This window comes from Sandarakinorhabdus sp., assembly GCF_031422795.1.
In the GTDB taxonomy this organism is placed as follows: Bacteria; Pseudomonadota; Alphaproteobacteria; order Sphingomonadales; family Sphingomonadaceae; genus Sandarakinorhabdus.
The window spans coordinates 1-19,118 of the sequence record NZ_JANPML010000224.1 but is presented as its reverse complement, the minus strand read 5'-3'; the positions used below and the strand labels follow the sequence as shown (position 1 = coordinate 19,118).

The 19,118-nt window shown below is 63.4% G+C and carries 13 protein-coding genes; 7 read left to right on the top strand and 6 right to left on the bottom strand.

Annotation, left to right across the window (positions count from 1 at the left end; translation table 11 throughout):
- Positions 1-221 (bottom strand): hypothetical protein (locus RMO81_RS08430; protein WP_310475382.1); only part of this gene is annotated, 221 nt, incomplete at its 3' end.
- Between the two features lie 87 nt (positions 222-308).
- Here RMO81_RS08430 and RMO81_RS08425 point away from each other — a divergent pair.
- A complete protein-coding gene (locus tag RMO81_RS08425; protein WP_310475381.1) occupies positions 309-761 on the top strand; it encodes a hypothetical protein in 453 nt (150 codons plus the stop codon).
- Positions 762-968: 207 nt separating this feature from the next.
- The gene (locus RMO81_RS08420) at positions 969-1,214 is read left to right on the top strand and encodes a hypothetical protein (RefSeq protein ID WP_310475380.1); all 246 of its coding nucleotides are present in this window, start codon (positions 969-971) and stop codon (positions 1,212-1,214) included.
- A 69-nt stretch (positions 1,215-1,283) separates the two neighbouring features.
- Here RMO81_RS08420 and RMO81_RS08415 read toward each other — a convergent pair whose 3' ends face one another.
- The 5 genes from RMO81_RS08415 to RMO81_RS08395 all read right to left on the bottom strand — a co-directional run bounded on the left by RMO81_RS08415 (position 1,284) and on the right by RMO81_RS08395 (position 13,673).
- Positions 1,284-8,873 carry a choice-of-anchor I family protein gene (locus RMO81_RS08415; protein WP_310475379.1) on the bottom strand — a complete coding sequence of 2,530 codons (7,590 nt, stop codon included), beginning with the start codon at positions 8,871-8,873 and terminating at the stop codon, positions 1,284-1,286.
- Between the two features lie 522 nt (positions 8,874-9,395).
- Positions 9,396-10,250, bottom strand: coding sequence for an alpha/beta fold hydrolase (locus RMO81_RS08410; RefSeq protein ID WP_310475378.1), 855 nt, complete (start codon positions 10,248-10,250; stop codon positions 9,396-9,398).
- 29 nt (positions 10,251-10,279) lie between these two features.
- Complete coding sequence (gene ung, locus RMO81_RS08405; RefSeq protein ID WP_310475377.1) at positions 10,280-10,981, bottom strand: uracil-DNA glycosylase; 702 nt, start codon at positions 10,979-10,981, stop codon at positions 10,280-10,282.
- Between the two features lie 31 nt (positions 10,982-11,012).
- Complete coding sequence (locus tag RMO81_RS08400) at positions 11,013-11,549, bottom strand: cytochrome b (protein ID WP_310475376.1); 537 nt, start codon at positions 11,547-11,549, stop codon at positions 11,013-11,015.
- A 66-nt stretch (positions 11,550-11,615) separates the two neighbouring features.
- Positions 11,616-13,673, bottom strand: coding sequence for a TonB-dependent receptor domain-containing protein (locus tag RMO81_RS08395; protein WP_310475375.1), 2,058 nt, complete (start codon positions 13,671-13,673; stop codon positions 11,616-11,618).
- 137 nt (positions 13,674-13,810) lie between these two features.
- Between RMO81_RS08395 and RMO81_RS08390 the strand changes: the two genes are divergently transcribed.
- The 5 genes from RMO81_RS08390 to RMO81_RS08370 all read left to right on the top strand — a co-directional run bounded on the left by RMO81_RS08390 (position 13,811) and on the right by RMO81_RS08370 (position 19,001).
- A complete protein-coding gene (locus RMO81_RS08390) occupies positions 13,811-14,638 on the top strand; it encodes a TIGR00266 family protein (RefSeq protein ID WP_310475374.1) in 828 nt (275 codons plus the stop codon).
- Positions 14,639-14,682: 44 nt separating this feature from the next.
- Complete coding sequence (locus RMO81_RS08385) at positions 14,683-15,279, top strand: thymidine kinase (RefSeq protein ID WP_310475373.1); 597 nt, start codon at positions 14,683-14,685, stop codon at positions 15,277-15,279.
- Positions 15,276-15,764: a glutathione peroxidase gene (locus tag RMO81_RS08380; RefSeq protein WP_310475372.1), complete on the top strand. Its 489-nt coding sequence runs from the start codon at positions 15,276-15,278 to the stop codon at positions 15,762-15,764. Before RMO81_RS08385 ends, RMO81_RS08380 begins: the two co-directional genes overlap by 4 nt.
- Positions 15,765-15,794: 30 nt before the next feature.
- Positions 15,795-17,141, top strand: coding sequence for an aspartate aminotransferase family protein (locus RMO81_RS08375; protein WP_310475371.1), 1,347 nt, complete (start codon positions 15,795-15,797; stop codon positions 17,139-17,141).
- Between the two features lie 165 nt (positions 17,142-17,306).
- Positions 17,307-19,001 (top strand): ABC transporter ATP-binding protein, encoded by a 1,695-nt coding sequence (locus tag RMO81_RS08370; protein WP_310475370.1) that lies wholly within the window; start codon positions 17,307-17,309, stop codon positions 18,999-19,001.
- Positions 19,002-19,118 lie beyond the last annotated feature (117 nt).

Here is a 19,118-nt window from a genome sequence, read left to right as displayed (position 1 = left end):
GGCGACCGCGATGGCAGGGCCGCCAGGCTGGCTTCGTCGAAGGTGACGATGACAATGTTGCTTGCCAGCGGCACCGATGGGGTCAGCCGCGCCGCGCGTTGATCAGCGATCAGGTTTTCCAGCGCGACCAGCGGCGGCAGTTGCGCCACAGCAACGCCAATTGCCGCGCTGGCCAGTATGGCGTAAACAACTGGGCCTCGGGCTGGGAACAATGATTTCATCCGGTCTGCGGTGTTTCGCCAAGCAACACGGAAGGGATCGCCATGCCTTGCCGGCCTGTAAAGGTTATCGTTCTCGCGCTGCTGTCAATGGTCTTTACCGGGGTCTTCACCGGGGTCTTCATCGGGGTCTTCACCGCGACTGCGGCGAGCGCCGATGTGCTTGTGCTGCAATCATCTGCGGGCCAATCCGGGGCTGGCGCGTCTGGCGCCATCATCCGCAGCGGTGCCGCGCTCAGTATCCCGGCTGGAAAGCGCCTGATTCTGCTGCATGCGGATGGCCAGACGCAAACGGTCGTCGGCCCCATGCGCTATGTTTCGCCCGTTGCAGCCGCAGCCGATGTGTCGCTGCTTGACGCCTATTCCGCCATGTTCCGTACCCGCAAAGACCCGCTTCGTCTTGGCGGCGTTCGCGCCGGTACCGTTGCTGCGTGTCGCGGCAACAACGCCAATCCATGGGTCGCAATCGCCGAAACCTGGAACATGGGATGCCACCGGGAGGCACTTGGCCAACTCGAGGCGGCATTGGCCATACCGGCCTGAACAACGTCTTTTTTCAAAGTCTCATATCGACTGCCCTGCTGGAACGGGCTGTCTGAAAACGCGGCGACCTGATCAAGGCGGCTGGGGGCAAAGAACAGCAGTTTTGCCGCCCCAGATTTCTCCCAACCGGCCTGTCCGCCAACGGCCCAATTGTCGCTGTCCAATCGGCCCGCGAGGTCGCTGCTATGACATGGCAAACTCAAGTGATTGCGACTGAGTATTTTTTTTCTCTCAACAGTTGCGACGATCTTTTCCTATGGCACCAACGAAGACGACAATTACGCCAACGGCTTGATTGCCAAAGCGTGCACAGTGCCGGGCATCCGTGATGCTGCCAAAGGCGCGCTGGCCGGGCGGCAGGGTGGAACTGGTGTCGGTTCCAGGTGGCGAGTTGGTTGTCGAGCAGACCGGCTCCGGGCCGCTGCTGTTGTTGCTCCACGGCTGGAAATTTGATCGGCGCCTGGCTTGCACGCGGCTAGCGGGTTGGTCCCCGGCTGCCTGCGCAGCCGGGGAGGAGCGTCCTCAGAGCAAGAGGTCGATGGGTGCCATTGTCGTTGTGCCGTTCACGTTGATGAAGAACTCGGCGACACGGTCGCCGTTGAGATCGGCGGCAAGCAAGATGCCGGTTGCCGATCCCTGGAAGCGGAGTTCACCAGCGGTTCCGGTGAAGGCGCTGTTGCCGATGAAGGTGAAGGCGTCGTTGCTGGTGCCGTTGGTCGGATTGGCGTCGATCGACGAGAGGTCGATGATGTCACCGCTGCCGCTGACGAAGTCGGTGATGGTATCGGCGAGCGATGCCGACCCGCCGCTGTCGTTGCGGGCAAAGACAAAGCGATCACCGCCAAGCCCGCCGGTCATGGTATCGGTGCCGCGGCCGCCGGTGATGGTGTCATTGCCATTGCCGCCGATCAGGATATCGAGGCCATCGAGGCCGTTGATGACATCATTGCCAGCCGAGCCGATGATGGTGTCGTTGCCGGCATTGCCGTTGATCGCGGTAATGCCCATCAGCTCGATGCTTGACAGGTCGATCAGGTCGGCGCCGGCGGTGCCGGTGATGGTGACATTGGCAAATTCATCGGCATCGACCGATTCAATGTTGGTATAGGCGCCCCAGACGATCTTGGCGTTTGCCGCCGTCGCATAGATGGTGTCGAAACCGTCGCCGCCATCGATGCTGGTGTTGATCTGGGTGCCGACAAACAGGAAGTTGTCTTCGCCAGCGTCACCGAACAGCTGATCGGCGCCGCCCTTGCCGTTGATGGTGTCGTTGCCGGCACCGCCGCGGATGACATTGGCGCCGGAACTGCCGGAGAGCACGTCGCTGAAGCCCGAGCCGGTGAGATTCTCGATGCCCGAGAAGCGGTCGCCGCTGGCTTCGCCAAAGGTACCCATGCGCGTCGCGAGGCTGGCGGCAACGGCGCCGGCGGCGTTGACATAGGTCGCGGTATCGACGCCGTCGCCGCCGTTGAGGCGATCAGCGCCAAGGCCGCCGTTGAGCACGTCGTTATCGCCGTTGCCGTTCAGGGTGTCGTTGCCGGCCAGTGCCTTGATGGTTTCGGCGCCAGCGGTGCCGTTGAGCGTTTCGGCGGCATTGGTGCCGAGCGTCAGATAATCACCCTGCAGAACAGTGTCGAGGCGCGCTGCCTGGTTCTGGATGCGCGTATCGAGCGCCTGGCTGGTATCGGCAACGTTGAATGCCGTGCCAGGCGTGGCGTAGCGTTCCTGGAAATACTCGGCGAAGGCCTGTTGTTCGCCGACGGCGTTTGCCGGGACATTTGCCGGTGCGGTGAAATCAAGCGCTTCGCTGACCGGTGCCGAGACCGTGCCATCGCTGAGCAGGAAGCGGAAGTTTTCGGCATTGGCCTTGATCAGATAGCCGTCGCCGCCGTTTGCGGTGAAATTCAGCGCCACCGCGGTGATGATCGCCGGTGCGCCGGCAACCACAACGCCATCGTTGGCGATGACCGCGGTGATCTGATCAAATTCGTTGATCAGCACGATGTCACGCACCCGCGATCCGACGGCGGCTGTCGGATCATAGGAGAAGCGCACCCCGCCGATCTGGACAAAGCCGCCGTTGTTGGGATTGAGCGCATTGGGCGAATTGAGGATGTTGAGCAGCCCCTGCGCCGTGGTGTCGAACACCATCAGCCTGTTGTTGAAGCGCAGGGCGTTTTCAACATCGAGCTGGCTGACTTCGCCGCCAACTTCGGGCGCCACCTTGGTGACAGTGCCGTCGGGGTTGTTGATGATGGTGCCGATCTGGGCCCGGATGCCGCCGCCGTTCTTGATCGAGACGATGGCATTGTCACCGGTCAGCCCGAGCACGTCACGCGCCACATCTGCGTTGGCGTCGGCCGAGACATTGCCGAGGTTGGTTTCCTGGTTGCGGACCTGGAGGCGCTCGCCTTCGAGGTAGACGTTGCTGTAGCCAAAGACATTGCCATCCTTGGACTGGATGATGGCGTCAACCGCCGCCGTCAGCGTCTTGACGTTGCCGCCACGGGTGCCGGCCGCGAAGGCGGTCGTGGCGAGATCGGCCTCGGCGACGCCCCATGCCTGCGCCACGTTCGACGCGGTCGAGGCATAGGCACCGTTGATCGTGATGTTCTCACCAAGGCTGGAGACGATGATCTCACCGTTGCTGTCAAAGTCGACGACCAGGCGGCCGAGGTAGGTATATTCATTGTCGGTGTTGACGATGACAGTCGGCTTGCCGTCCGCGCCCGCCGTCAGGATCGGGTAGGTGTTGGCAAAATCTGCCGCGTGGCCCGGGAAGGCGACGGCCACGTCATTGGCGTCGCCCAGCCGTGTGTTGGAGCCGGCGGCGAGGATGATGTCAACGCCCCGGAGCAACGGCGCCAGCTGCTGTTCGAAGGTGATCTGCTGCAGGTGTGACAGCAGGATGATCTTGTTGACGCCCTGTGCCAGCAGATCGTCGATGACCGGCTGCAACTGCGCTGCCAGCAGCACCATGTTGTTGGTTTCGCCGTTGGGGCCCGGGCCGAACCCGAAGCCGAGGATCTCGGCGCCGGTGGGCGACGAGATCGATTCGAGGATCTGCGTGGTCGCGCCGACGAGACCGATCGTCTGGCCGCCTTCATTGATGACCGCCGATGGCGCGATCCGCGCCTTCAGGTCCTGCGCTTCTTCGTTGGCGAGGTTGCCGACGCCGACCGTCTGGGTGAAGCGCGAATTGAGCGGATCGGCGGTGAAGCCTGCCGGCGCCAGCACGAGGTTGGCCGAGATCGAGGCATATTGCGCGCCGGAGAAGCCGCCACCGGTCAAGGACGACAGATAGACGTTCGAGCCCAAATCCCATTCATGGTTGCCGATGCCCGAAGCTTCGACGCCGATGAAATTGTGGATGATGGTATCGACAACACCCGGTGCCGCGCCCCCGGAGCCGATCGTCGAGCCGGTGAGGGCGTTGATCAGCGGCACCAGCGACGGATCCGTGCCCGCGGCAAGGAACGGGCCGGGCAGGAAGGTATCACCACCCGACAGCGTGATCGAATTGGCGAATTCGTCTTCGAACTTGTCGACCAGGGCCGCCAGATTGGGGGCCGTCTGCCCGGCCAGCGTGCCGGCTTCGCCATCCGACAGGTGGAGCAGTTGCAGGCGGTACGGCACAAAGCTCGCCGTTGTGACGGTTACGTCGGCAAAGGCGAGGAACTCGATATTGCTCAGCGTATCGGTGCCGTCGTCGCCATCGATCAGGTCGATATCGGTGACGATGGTGCCGTTGCCGGTGACGCTGTAGCCAGCGCGCACGCCGCTGAACACCGCGGTATCGGTGCCGGCGCCGCCGTTGATCGCGTCGTTGCCGCCATTGCCCTTGATGCTGTCGTTGCCGCCGCGGCTGGCCCAGACTTCGGCATCAACGCCGCCGACGATGGTGTCGTTGCCCTCGCTCTGCGTCTGGATCGAATAGACGGTGACGGTGTTGCTGATTTCCTGGCCGCTGATCAACAGCGCCTGGCCGGTCGGGCTGTCGGCTGCCGCGACAAAGGCGCTGGTTTCGGGGCCAAGGTCGGCACCGGTCTGCGGCTTGTAGGTGACAAAGTTGGCGTTCGCCGGATCGGTCACGTCATAGACCATATAGCCACCAACGCGCTCCAGACCGACAAAGGCATAGGTGCGGCCGCCCACGACACCGATGCTGACGCCCTCGGGCTCGGGGCCCTTGTCGTCCGAACGGGTATCGAACGACGATGCGGCAGTGCTTTGGTTGCTGTTGAAGCTGCCCGGATTGTTCGCCGCCAGGATCGCTTCGAACTCACCGCCAGTCTCGCGGACCTTGGTGATGCTGCCGTCAGCTTCCTGCCGGAAGATCGAGATGCTGCGGCCACCAAGCGTGAAGATCTGATCGAAATCGCCGTCGCCATCGGTGTCGCCCACATTGGTCAGCACGTTCAGCCGGCCCAGATTGGCGTTGTCCTTCAGCGCCGCGGCATTGGGGAACAGAGTTGGATCGAGGATATAGCCGGCACTGCCGAGGCGCACCGAATCGGTGAACACCTCGCGCGCATCACCTTCGTTGGCGGTGATGAAATAGGTCACGCCGCCAACGGTGTAGCTGGCAATGGCATCGGGCTGCGCCAGGCTCTGGATATTGACGTTGCGGATGTTGATTGCCGGGCCGCCGCTGCCGTTGTCGCGGTCGCTGGTGTCGAGCGCGTTGCCGACGAGATTGCGGTCGATGGAGCCCAGCGGCTGGATCGACAGCGGCCGATCGGCGGTCGGATTGGTCAGGTCGATGACCGCAACGGCGTTGACTTCCTGCAGGGTGACATAGGCGCGGGTGCCATCGGCCGAGACCGAGATATACTCGGGCTCGATGTCGGCGGCTGCGGCCTGGCCGTTCAGCGTTGCCAGGCCCTGGGCGCGCAAGGTCGCCTCGAAACCATTCAATGCGGTGAAGCCGATGGTGTTGACCACGGTTGCAGCCGCAGCACCGCCCGCCATGTCGATGATGCTCACCGACCCGACGGGGTTGTCGCCGACGGAGGCCGGTTGGCCTTCATTGGCAACCAGCAGTTTCGAGCCATCGGGGGTGAAGGTCAGCTGATCGGGCAGCACGCCGACCTGGATCGTCTTGATCAAGCTGCCATCAGCGGCGCTGAACAGGGCGATATAGCCGGGCTGGCCCACCGTGACGTTTTCATAGCCGACGGCAACGACGCCGTTCTTGACGGCCACGGCATTCACGCCGCCGGGACGATATTCGATCAGGCCTGACAGCAGGATCGGGGCTTCGTTGACCAACGCGCCGGCTGCGGAAACGCTGTGAACGTTGATGCTGTTGCCAGCGACGTTGGTCGCAAAGACCTTGCCGCCTTCATAGGCGACGCTCTCGGCACCGGCGACCGCCCCCTGGATCGAGCCGAGCCGGACGAGGACGACATCGTTGCTGGCCACCGGGGTTGTGGCGGCACCCTGCAGCGATTCAGCAGCGTCATAGATGCGGACGCCGCCAACGGTTTCATAATTGAGGTCGGCAAGGTTGAGCGCCAGCACCGAAGGATCATGGTCCGACGCTGAGGCGGCGGTCACGGCGAACTCGCTGTTGACATGGACGATATCGAGCGTCGTTACCGTGGTCAGGTTGCCACTGACATAGGCCTGATCGAGTTCCTGGGCGTTGCCCTCGAACGCAAAGGAATAGCGCTCGGTCTCGGTGAGGGTGAGCGACATGGCGCTGAGGCCCACCGCCGACAGCGGTGCCAGCGATTCCTCGTTGGTGAACTCGTTGAGATCGCCGAGCACGACCACCTTGGCGCTGGCGCCGAGGCTGGCGACATAGTCGGCGACGTTCTGCGCCTGCACCAGGCGTTCTGCCGCGCTGCCGTTGGTCGCCGGCTGCACTGCACCGAACAGCGGCGATGATCCGCCCTTCGAACTGAAATGGTTGTTGACGACGGTGACTTCGGAGCCGTTGAATTCGAACGTGGCGACCAGCGGCTGGCGCGAACCGACGAAATCGACCGCCGCATCGGGCGTGGTGCTCACCGAGCCGTCGACCAGCGACACGCGCGCGGCATTGTACAGATAAGCGACGCGGATGTTGCCGCCGGGTTGGCCGCCGTTGGTGTTGTTGGTGATGAAGCTGTTGTCGATGAAGCTGTAGGTCGGGCCACCGGCAGCGGTGATCGCATTGACCAATGTTTGCAGCGTGAGGCTGGCCGAAACCGTGCCGTCGTTGGCCGAACCGCTGTTGTCCTGAACTTCCTGCAGCGCGATGACGTCGGGCGCGCCAAGCGCGTTGACGAACTGCGTGGCGATCGCCTGGAAGCGGCCATCGGCCACATCGGTGTCGCCATCGCCATCGTTGGGATCGAGGTTGAGCACATTGTACGACGCGATCGTCAGCACGTCGGCCGAGCCGGTGAGCGCGGTCACTTCGCCGGTCAGGATCGACGGCGTCGCCACCGTGATCGCCGAAGTCGGGATGACTTCATAATTGCCGAAATTATAGCCGAGCACGCCGGTGATGTCGTTGAACACGGCGCCGACATTGACCAGCGGGGTGCTGCCCGGGGTGATCGTGCTGTCGGCATCGATCTGGATTCGTTCGGGGTTATAGTCCGAACCGGCACCGGTGTTGGTGACGTTCAAGCCGTCGCCAACGCTGCCCTTGGTCACGATCGAACCGCGGGCCGAAAGGCCGGTGGCGTTGGCGCCGCCATCGGCAACCGTGACGATCTCACCGAATTGGTTGGTTGCCGCCACGGCCACCGGGGTCGGGACCGTGACGCGCATGGCTTCGAGGCTTTCGAAATAATCGATGCCGTCGGTCGTCGGGTCAAAGCTGGCAAAATTGTCGTTGTCGATGACCTCGGTCGGCGCCTGGCGGCCGCCGGCACCCAGCACGATCGCCGTCGGCAGGGCGTTGCCGGAGCTCTGCACAACAATGCCTGTCGGGCTGACCAACTGTGTCGTCGACAAATTGTTGGTCGCTGCACCGCCCGGAATGAATTCCGCAACCGTGCCAGACAGCGTGATGGAGTCACCGACGGCAACCGTTGGCGCCGAACTGGTGAACACGAAAATCGCTTCGGAGGTCGCGATCGACGCATCAGCATCGGCATCTGCGGCCTGCAGGAAGAAGCCATTGCTGTCGACTGCCGTCACGATCCCCTTGGTCGTCACCGCCTGGCCGACGAGGGCAGAGGTGTGGCCGGCGCCCTGGATGGTGTGGATCGCGATGATCGAGACGTCGTCGTTGGTGATGGTGCCGGTGCCGGAACTATCTGCGATCGCCGCCGTGCCGGTAACGTTGATCAGGTTTGCCAGCGTGACGATCAGCGTCTCATTGGCTTCCGAAACAGTGTCGCCGTTGATCGTGACTGACACGGTCTGGGTCAAGGCGCCGCCGGCGGCGAAGGTCAACGTGCCTGACGTTGCCACATAGTCGCTGCCCGCGAATGCCGTGCCATCTGCACTGACAAAATCGACGCTGAATTCACCGCTGTTGTCGCTGCGCGTCACGGTGAAGGTCAGCAGCGCCGTGCCGGCATCGCCCTCGGCGATCACCACGTCGTTGATGCTGACTGTCGTTCCGCCGCTGGTGATGGTGAAGCCCGTCGGGCCGGTGACGCTGCCGGCGTCGCTGAGCGTCCAATTGGCCGCATTGGCGATGTTGGCGAGAATTTCGGCGCGCGTGCCCGTGGTCGGACCGCTGTAGGCGCCGTTGTCAGCCCCGAAGGCGAGCGCCGTGCTGCCGACGGTCAGCCCGGTCGGCACTGCCGAGGTGTTGGAACTTGTCGCATCGGCGGCCCAGGTCGCGTTGCCGTCGGCGAAATCGACCGCAAACAGGAAGGTGGGGCTGGCGGCGCTGCCGGTGTAGGCAAGGATGGCATCGCCGCTGGTCGACAGCGACGTCGTGCCGATCGGCGCGGGGATCGAGATCACCGTCCCGATCGGCGTGCCACCGGGAACGACATAGCTGAAGATGCCTTCGCCGGAGCGGAAGCCGCCGGCTGCCAGCCAGCCATTGTCGGTGAAGAAAATCGTTTCGCCGGAAAGATCGGCGAGCAGCACGAACGACAGTGTGTCCGGATCATCGGCACCGAAACGGACAATCGCAATATCACCGACGTTCGCCATACAAAACATCCTTCAAAGACAGAGAGATTGGAGAAACTGCAAAGACCGACCAATGCGATAGCGCTTGGTTGGAAATAATCCCTGAGAGCCCGGAATGAAGCAGACGCAGCACTGACGCGCCTCTACAGCGCGATCGTCAGGCGCAATCGACCCCAAGCCAATACTCAAGAAGAAATATTGGCATGAGGTTAACCAAAATGATGTTACGATCGCGTGACTCCGCTGTCGCAATCAAAAAAACATTTCACGACACTTCTGTGACAGTCGAAAATTCGGCGCCCAAGAACAACAAAATCGATTTCCGCGCCGTCTATCGGTCAAGCGAAATCAGGGTGCGCCGATCCGGACCCGACAATCATGCTGCTCTACAGAAGCCAAGCCAACATGTGGGAGATCGCTCAATCCCTGTTGGCCAGGGCGGGCCATAGGCGATGGCCCTGATCAAACCGCGTGCAAGCCGCGTCTTTGGCTGGTCGATGAGGCTCATTTGCATGCGGCTGCGCCGCGCCGCTACCGCGCGATTCAGCGGCGGGCAGGCAGGGCCTTCAACCAATCGTGGATGCGGCTGGCCAGCATCAGTCTGGCGTCTGACCAGCTGTGATCGGTGGGCTGATGCGCCTCGCTGACCGTGCCGCCAGCGGCACGGGCGGCGGCAACCACCGGGTCGGTCAACGGCTTGAGGCCGTCATCAGAGGTCAGCACCAACAACGGCACGCGGGCCAGGCCGGCGCCGCGGGGGCGCAGGTCGTTGCGGGCGGCATCGGCCATCAATTCGTCAGCCTGCAGGGCCGGCGACGTGCCGACCAGGCTGTCGCTGTTGCCTGCCGCCTCTACCATCAGCCGGTCACGGCCCAAGCCGATCAGGGCGCCCATGTTGGCCGCCGAAATTAGGATGGCGCCGGCCAGGTTCGGGTCCTCGGATGCCACCATGCCGGTCACCCAGCCGCCCATGCTGTGCCCGGCCAGCACGATGCGGCTGGTGTCGATGCCCAGCTTGGCCGCCATGTCGGGCCGGCGCAGCAGGGCCAACACGGCTTTGGCGTCTTCGGGATTCTGGCTGAAACGGAAATTGCCGGGGCTGCCCCAGCTGCCGCGATAGTTGAAGGTGATGGCATTCCAGCCCGCCCGCCGCAGCGCCTGTGCCAGATCGAGATTCTTCTCGTTCCCCGGCCAGCCGTGGCAGATCACGATGGTGGGGTGCGGCCCTGGCCCCGCCGCCAGATAGGCCAGCGCGTTGATCTCCACACCGCCCGAGGCAACGTGCAGCGTCTCCATGCGGGCGCGCGGCGCGGCCGTGGCGGGCGGATCGGTGAGCAGGGGATTGGCAGCGCCGGGCGCCGAAAGCGCCAGCAACAGCGCGAGTGCAAGATGGCGCATCAATTTTCCCCCAAAGGCAGATCCTGATCCTAGAGCGACGGCAGCGCCCAATCAATCGGCGCCTGGCCCTGCGATTCCAGCCACTGATTGGTGCGACTGAAGTGGCGGCAGCCGAAAAAGCCCCCAACGGAACCTCGACTGTAAGCTGAGAGCGGCGAGGGGTGGGGCGCCTTCAGGACCAAGTGGCGACTATCGTCGACAAAATCGGCCTTTTTCTGGGCGTGGTTACCCCACAGCAGGAAGGCGCAAGGTGCAGCCCGTGCCGCCACCAGCCGGATCACGGCATCGGTGAATTGTTCCCAGCCGCGGCCCTTGTGGCTGGCGGCGAGGCCTTGTTCCACAGTCAGGCTGGTGTTGAGCAGCAAGACGCCTTGGCTCGCCCAATGTTCCAGAAAGCCGTGGCGGGCGGGCGCAATGCCGAGATCGGATTGCAGTTCCTTGTAGATATTGGCCAGGCTGGGCGGCACTTTCACGTTCGCGCGCACTGAAAAGGCCAGCCCGTGTGCCTGACCGGGGCCGTGGTAGGGATCCTGGCCCAAAATCACCACACGCACCCGATCCAGCGGCGTCAACTCAAGCGCGCGGAACCACTCGCTGCTCTTCGGGAAGATCGCCTTGCCGGCGGCTTCTTCAGCCAGCAGGAACGCCTTCAGCGCCGCCATGCCGGGCGAAGCGAATGCCCCGGCCAGTGGTGCGCGCCAGCTTTCGTGCAGCTTGATCGGTTCGGCCATGGGCCTGTGTGGCGGGGACTGGCCGGCGGCGTCAAGCGCGCGGTGTGCCCCACCCCATGCGCGGCAACAGATTGTCGCGGTCCATCACAAGATGCTTGATGATGCCGATGATATGCACGGCCAACAGCGCCAGCATCGTCCAGCCCAGAATCTCGTGCACTTCGTTGAAGGTTTCGGCCAGCGGCTTGCCGATGCCGGCCTTGGGCACGGCCACGGCGAAGAAATAGAGCAAAGGCCGCTCGTTACGCTCGGCCATCAGCCAGCCCGACAGTGGCAGCGCCAGCATGGCGACGTAAAAGGCCCAGTGCGCCGCTTTGGCCAGCAGCCGCTCGCCACTGGTGAAATAGGCTGGCAGCGGCGGCGGCGCGTTGGCCAGCCGCCAGCCCAGCCGCACCAGTGTCAGCGCGATGATGGTGAGGCCGAAGCTGACATGCAGGCCCATCACAAAGGCGCGCTGGCCGCCTTCGCGTGGCACATAATCATGCAGGAAACCGCCAGCCAGATTGCCGATGATCATCAGCGCCATCAGCCAATGCAGGATGATGGCAACGCGGCTGTAACGGGTCATGCGGTGGGTCTCCATCGCGGCAGGCTAGGCCGGCAGGATCGGCGCGTCGATACGGGGTTCACCCGGTCAGAATGCGACCCGCGCGCCCACCCAGACGGTGCGGGGCAGGGCGCGTTCCACCACGCCGGTGCCCGACAGCGCCGCCTGTACTTCGGCGTCGAACAGATTTTCCACCCGGCCTTCAAGGCTGAGGCCCTTGATGATCGGCACCAGCAGCAGCGCATCGACCATGGTGGCCGCGTTCAGGCTGCGGCTGTTCTGATCATCTTCGAACTGGCTGGCGATGTGGCGCAGCGTGGCCGACGCGGTGAACAATGTGCCGCTGTAATCGATGGTGCCCGAAAACTGGTCGCGCGGGGTTTGTGCCGGGCGCAGGCCATTCAGCGGCGCGGCGGCACCGCTTGCGGAAATGCTGGGATCGACATGGCTCCAGCTGGCAGTCAGCCCGAACGGGCCGCGGCGCAAGCGGGCATCGACTTCCCAGCCCCATACCTCCAGCGCATCCAGATTCTGCCGCTGACGATAAAAACCGCCGGTCGCCACAAAGCCGACACCAGGGAACACGCCCGGTCCGCGCCCTTGCGTGACGTTGGCGATGGTATCGTCCATGCGGTTCCAGAAGCCGGTGACACCGATTTCCACGCCGTCTGCCGGCTTCAGCGTGAAACCCAGATCAACGCCGGTCACCCGCTCGGGGCTCAGCAGCGCGTTGGCGGCCGTAGCATCGGGGCCAACACGGAACGGGCGATACAGCTCGTTCAAGGTTGGCAGCCGCCAGCCGCGATAGGCCGCACCGCGCAGCGAAAGCCAGTCTGCAGCCTTGATGGCCAGGCCAGCGCGGCCGGTGAATTCGTGGCCCGACCGGTCGGCAAACAGCAGCGTGGTGAACGGGGCGCCGGTGGCGATGGTGGTTTCCAGCAGGCGGCCATTTTCAATCGTCCACCAATCGATGCGGGCCGATGCGGTGGCGGTGACGATGCCGCGTTCGATGCTGCCATCCACAAAGAGCCCGGTGGTGCTGGTGCGGCCACCGGCTTCGCGCTGCCTTGTGGGGGCAGCATTGACGTAGGTGAAAAGCTCGTTGGTCTCGCCGGTCAATTGGCGGATGTCGGCCCCCAGCCGTAACGAAATGCCCGTGCCCACCGGCGGCGCAATTTCCAGCCGCCCGCCCCAGCCGGTGGCCGGCGTGTTGAACTGCGACAGGCTTTGCGTGACGCTGGTGCGGGTGGCGTTCACGGCAGCAAAATCCGAAGTGAAATTGCGCGTCTGCACATAGGCCAGGGCCTGCCAGCCCCAACGCCCGCGGCCCACCAACCGGATGGCGCCATCAACACCTTGCGATGTGTTGCGCGAAAATTCGGTGCCGCGCTCGCGGCTGTCGGTGAAGCCGGTGGCGGTCACCTGCGCTTCGGTGTCAGGCGCGATGGCCACCACGGCGCGCAGGTTGACGCTGGCCTGTTCATACGGCGCCGCCCGGTCGACCGCGCCGCGATTGCGTTCGACGATGGGAATGAAGCCATCGCCCCGGCCATAGGCGGCCGACAGCGTGGCGAAACCGCCCGTGCGCTTCAGGCCCAGCGAGCCTTGCGCATCAATACTGTCCCGGCTGCCATAGGCGAAGCTGCCAGTGAAGGGGTTGATCGCGGCGCCGCCCACCGATTCCAGCTCGATGGTGCCGGCCAGCGCGCCCGGGCCCCAATAGCCGGAGCCGCCGCCGCGCGTGACCCGGATGCGATCAAGGCGCCCCGTGGCATAGGCCGGAAACGCCACCCAGCCGCCAAACGGATCGGCCTGCGGCACGCCATCCATGACCAGCAGCGCCCGCGATGACGCGTTGCCGCCCAGCCCGCGCAAGGTGATGCCCTGGCTGGTCGCATTGGCGGAACGGCTATCGGAACGGCGGAACTGCTGCTGGCCGGCGATATCGGCCAGCACGGATTCGAGCCGGTTTGATCCGGTGTTGAGGATACGGTCGCGGTCAATCACCACCAGCGACAGCGCAGCATCGCCGGGCAGATCCTGCAGCCCCTTGCCGGTAACGGTGATCAGCGCATCTTCGGCTTCGGCGGCAATCGCCGGGGAGGTGCTGGCGAGAAGGAGGGCGGCAAGGGCAAGATGCTTCATGCCGCCGTGTGTTGCCCAATGTGCCGAACTGCGCAAGCATTCACCCGCACGAGTCGCAGCAAGAATTTTGGTGGGACCGTCTTGGCGGCGCAACACACTGATCCTACATTGCAGTCGTCAGCAACAGGAGACTTCGCATGGCCAATCCCTGGCAACACGCCCGTTCGAGCAGCAGCGCCGATGATATCGATTTCGAGATCAAGGGCCATGAATTGCAATTCGTCGAGATCGAACTTGATCCCGGCGAAAGCGCCGTCGCCGAAGCCGGCGCGATGGTGTGGAAGGATGCCAGCATCGGCATGACCACGGTGTTTGGCGATGGCGGCGGTCAATCGGGTGGCTTCATGGGCGCGCTGATGGGCGCCGGCAAACGCCTGCTCACCGGTGAAAGCCTGTTCACCACGGTCTATACCCACAATGGCAGCGGCAAGGCGCGGGTGGCGTTTGCCGCGCCAACCCCCGGCCATATCCTGCCGATCAAGCTGGACAGTGTGGGCGGCACGTTGATCTGCCAGAAGGATGCGTTTCTGGCAGCGGCCAAGGGCGTCTCCATCGGCATCGCCTTCCAGCGCAAGGTGATGACCGGGCTGTTCGGCGGCGAAGGCTTCATCATGCAGAAGCTGGAAGGCGATGGCTGGGTGTTCGTGCAGATGGGCGGCACTGTGATCGAACGCACGCTGGCGCCGGGCGAAGTGCTGCATGTCGATACCGGTTGCGTCGCGGCCTTCACCAGCAGCGTGAACTTTGATCTGGAAACCGTGGGCGGCGGGGTGAAATCCATGCTGTTCGGCGGCGAAGGCGTGTTTTTCGCGCGCCTCACCGGGCCGGGCAAGGTGTGGATCCAGTCGCTGCCGTTCAGCCGTCTGGCCGGCCGCATGCTGCAGGCTGCCGGCGGCCGCGGCCAGAACCGCGGCGAAGGCAGCATGCTGGGCGAACTCGGCGATCTGATCGGCGGGAACCGCTAAGCCAATTGTTGACCTAGGGGGGCGGCCACGCGCAAGGAAAGCGCGTGGCCAAGCTCTATTTCTATTATGCCTCCATGAATGCCGGCAAATCGACGGTGCTGCTGCAGGCCAGCTTCAACTATCGTGAGCGCGGCATGCACACGATGCTGTTTACCGCCGCCATCGACGATCGTGCCGGTGGGGGGGTGATTGCCTCGCGCATCGGGTTATCGGCACCCGCAGAGGTGTTCAGGCCGGAAACCGATTTGTTTGGCGCAGTGGCCGGTGCCCATGCGGTGAAAACGCTGAATTGCGTGCTGGTCGATGAAGCCCAGTTCCTGAGCAAGGATCAGGTGTGGCAGCTGGCGCGGGTCGCCGATGATTTGGGCATTCCGGTGCTCTGCTATGGCCTGCGCACCGATTTTCTGGGCAATCTGTTTCCGGGCAGCAGCACGCTGCTGGCGCTGGCCGATACGCTTTCCGAACTGAAGGCGGTGTGCGCCTGTGGCCGCAAGGCGACGATGAACCTGCGTATTGACGGGCAGGGCCAGCCAGTTGCCTCTGGCCAGCAGACCGAAATTGGTGGCAATGATCGCTATGTCGCCCTGTGTCGCCGGCATTTTGCCGCCGCGCTGACCGGGCAAGAAGGGAACGGGCAATGAGCAGCGTTTACGATTTCAGCGCAAAAACCATCGATGGCCGCGAGATTTCGATGCAGGATTTCGACGGCAAGGTGCTGCTGATCGTCAACACCGCCAGCAAATGCGGGTTCACGCCGCAATATGAAGGCCTGGAAGCGCTGCACAAGAAATTTGGGCCGAACGGTTTTGCCGTGCTCGGCTTTCCCTGCAACCAGTTCGGCGCGCAGGAGCCCGGCGACGCCAGCGAGATCGCGACTTTCTGCAAGCTGAAATATGATGTGGATTTCCCGCTGTTCGCCAAGGTGGATGTGAACGGCGATGCCGCCCACCCGTTGTTTCAGATGCTGAAGAAACAGGCCCCCGGCCTGCTCGGCAGCGAAGCCATCAAGTGGAACTTCACCAAATTCCTCGTCGACAAACATGGCCAGGTGCAGGAACGCTTTGCCCCGGCCACCAAGCCGGAAGCGCTGGGCAGCCAAATCGAAAAACTGCTCGCGAAAGCCTGAACCATCAGCCCCGAGAGGAGGGCCAGGTCCATGGCCAGCGTTGCACCCCCAATTCTGCCCAACGATCTTTCGTCCCTGTGGATGCCGTTCACCGACAATCGCTATTTCAAGGCCAATCCGCGCCTGATGGTGGCGGCCAAGGACATGCACTATACCAGTGCCGATGGCCGCCGCATCCTTGATGGCACCGCCGGCCTGTGGTGCGTGAACGCCGGCCATGGCCGCGAACCCATCGTGCGGGCCATCCAGCAACAAGCGGCCGTGCTGGATTTTGCGCCCACCTTCCAGCTCGGCCACCCGCTGGCCTTTCAGCTCGCCTCGCGCGTGGCTGGCATAATGCCGGAAGGGCTGGACCGCATCTTTTTCACCAACAGCGGATCGGAAAGCGTCGATACCGCGCTGAAGATCGCATTGGCCTATTGGCGGGCCAAGGGCCAGGGCCAGCGCACCCGGCTGATCGGGCGCGAACGCGGCTATCATGGCACGGGTTTTGGCGGCATTTCGGTGGGCGGCATCGTCACCAATCGCCGCGCCTTTGGCACCGGTCTGCCCGGCAGCGATCACCTGCCGCACACGCACGATCCGGCCCGCAATGCGTTTTCAAAGGGCCAGCCGGCCCATGGCGTCGAACTGGCCGATCGGCTGGAGGCGATGATCGCGCTGCACGGCGCCGATACCATCGCTGCCGTCATCGTTGAACCACTCGCTGGCTCCACCGGCGTGCTGGTGCCGCCAAAGTTCTATCTGGAGCGGTTGCGGGCGATCACCGCCCAGCACGGCATCCTGCTGATCTTCGATGAAGTCATCACCGGCTTTGGCCGCATTGGTGCCGCCACGGCAGCGGAACGTTTCGGCGTCACGCCCGATCTCATCTGCCTGGCCAAGGGCCTCACCAACGCCGCGGTGCCGATGGGGGCCGTGGCCGCGGCGCGCTTTGTGCATGATGCCATTGTCGATGCGCCGGGCGACGTGCCGGGGATCGAGCTGTTCCACGGCTATACCTATTCCAGCCACGCGCTGGCCTGTGCGGCCGGCATTGCCACGCTGGATGTCTATGCCAGCGAAGGGCTGTTCAGCCATGCCCGCGGGCTGGAAGATCATTGGGAGGCAGCGCTGCACAGCCTTGCCGGCCTGCCCAATGTGATCGACATCCGCAATTTCGGCCTTGTTGGCGCCATCGAACTGGCGGCCATTCCCGGCCAGCCGGGCGTGCGCGGGCAGGCGATCTTCCGCGCCATGTTCGACACCGGTCTGCTGATCCGCGTCACTGGCGATATCATTGCCCTGTCGCCGCCGCTGATCATCAGCAAGGCGCAGATTGATGAACTTGTTGATCGATTGGGGACCGGCCTGCGGCAGTTGGCCGATGCCGGCTGAGCCGCGATCCGTGCTAGGCCACCGTCATCATGGCGGCTGAAACATTACGCCCATGTAATTTTTTCTGCCCATCCGCCTTGGCAGAGCAACGCCGTGCCCCTACATGGGCCATCGTTGCCCGCATCTGGTGACAGGAGACACATGGCCGCCAAGGATCTTGCAAAGATGGACCTCAACCAGCTGGTATACAGCTGGCTGAAAGACATTCTTTGGCCAGAAAGGAACTATTTCTGGCTGGCGATCATCTATGGCATCGGCATCGCGCTGCTGGGCCTGGCCACACCGATTTCAGTGCAGCTGCTGATCAACAGCATCGCCAACACGGCGCTGCCGGTGCCGCTGTTCACGCTGGCCGCCATCCTGTTCGCTTTGCTGGTCATCTCCGGCCTGTTGTCGGTGCTGCGCATCCATCTGATGGAACTGTATCGCCGCCGCTTCATGGCGCGGTTGGTCGCCGATCTGACGATGCGAGTGATCAACGCAGCGGATCCCTTCTTTCAGGATGATCGGCGCTTTGACCTGTTCAATCGCTATTTCGAGATGGTCAACATGCAGAAGGCGGTGCCGTCGCTGTTGATCGGCGGCTTCACGATCATCCTGGGCATGATCGTCGGCTTCATCGTCACCAGTTTCTACCACCCGTTTTTTCTCGCCTTCAACCTGGTGCTTATCGCCCTGCTGTGGGCGGTGTGGGCGCTGTGGTCGAAGGGCGCGATGAAAACCTCGATCATCCTCAGCCACGAAAAATACAATGCGGCGCATTTCCTGGAAACCGTGGGCGCCTCCAACGGTTTCTACAAATCGGCCCGGCACATCGAATATGCGCTGGAAGGCGCCGAGCGGGTCAGCGCCAACTATGTGAAGGCCCATAGCGAGCATTTCGGTTATCAATTTCCGCAAACCATCGCCTTTTATTTCCTCTATGCCGCAGCTTCGGCGGGCCTGTTGGCGCTGGGCGGCTGGCTGGTCATCCAGGAACAATTGTCGATCGGCCAGCTGGTGGCGGCCGAATTGATCCTGTCGGGCGTGTTTGCCGGGATGAACAGCCTCTATTCCTACCTTGATGACTGGTATGATCTGGTCGCCTCCATCGAGGAACTGTCGCTGCTTTATGGCCTTAAGCAGGAACCCAAACCGACAGCCGGGCTGGCCCCGCCCAGCGGCGGCGCGCTGGAAATGCGCCAGTTGCGCTTTACCTTGCCGGTGGGCAGCGCCACGGTGAACCTGCAAATTGCGGCCGGCACCCGCCTCGTCTGCCAGGGCGTGCCGGGCATGGAGCGTGAATTCGCCAATCTGCTGAAGCGACTGGAAAAACCAAAGGCGGGGCTGATCACGCTGGGCGGTGTCGATATCGCGCTGATGGACCCGCTGGCCCTGCGGTCCGACATGGTGGTGCTCGACCGCGCCGCCATCGTTGAATCGACCACTGCCGATTATCTGCGCCTCGCCAATCCAGACAAGAATGCCGCCGATCAGATGGCGGCCCTGAAACTGGTGGGCCTGGAAGACCGACTGGCGCTGCTGCCCGATGGCCTGCAAACGCGGCTGTCCTCTACGGGGGCGCCGTTCACGGTTGCCAAGATGATGCAGCTGAAGCTGGCGGCCGCCATCCTGTCGGAACCGCGCATCCTGGTGATGTCGCCGCTGTTCGACACGGTGGCGCGGGCGCGGCTGAAGGCGGTTTTCGATCATTTCAGCAATACCAGCACAACCATCCTGTATTTCAGCAATCGGCCCGAAGATCTGGTGCTGGATGGCTATCTGTGGCTGGGCCTTGATCGCCAGCTGATCACGCGCGATCGCGCGGCCTTTGATCAATTGCGCGCGGCTGCCGGACGGGAGACCGTGGATGGCGACTGATCGTTCCAGCCTGCCGGCCGGCCATTTTGCCACGCTGCGCAGCCTCAGGCCGCCGCCGGTGATGCGCATCTTTGCCGGCTGTGTGGTGGCCAGCATCATCATCTTCCTGATGTTCAT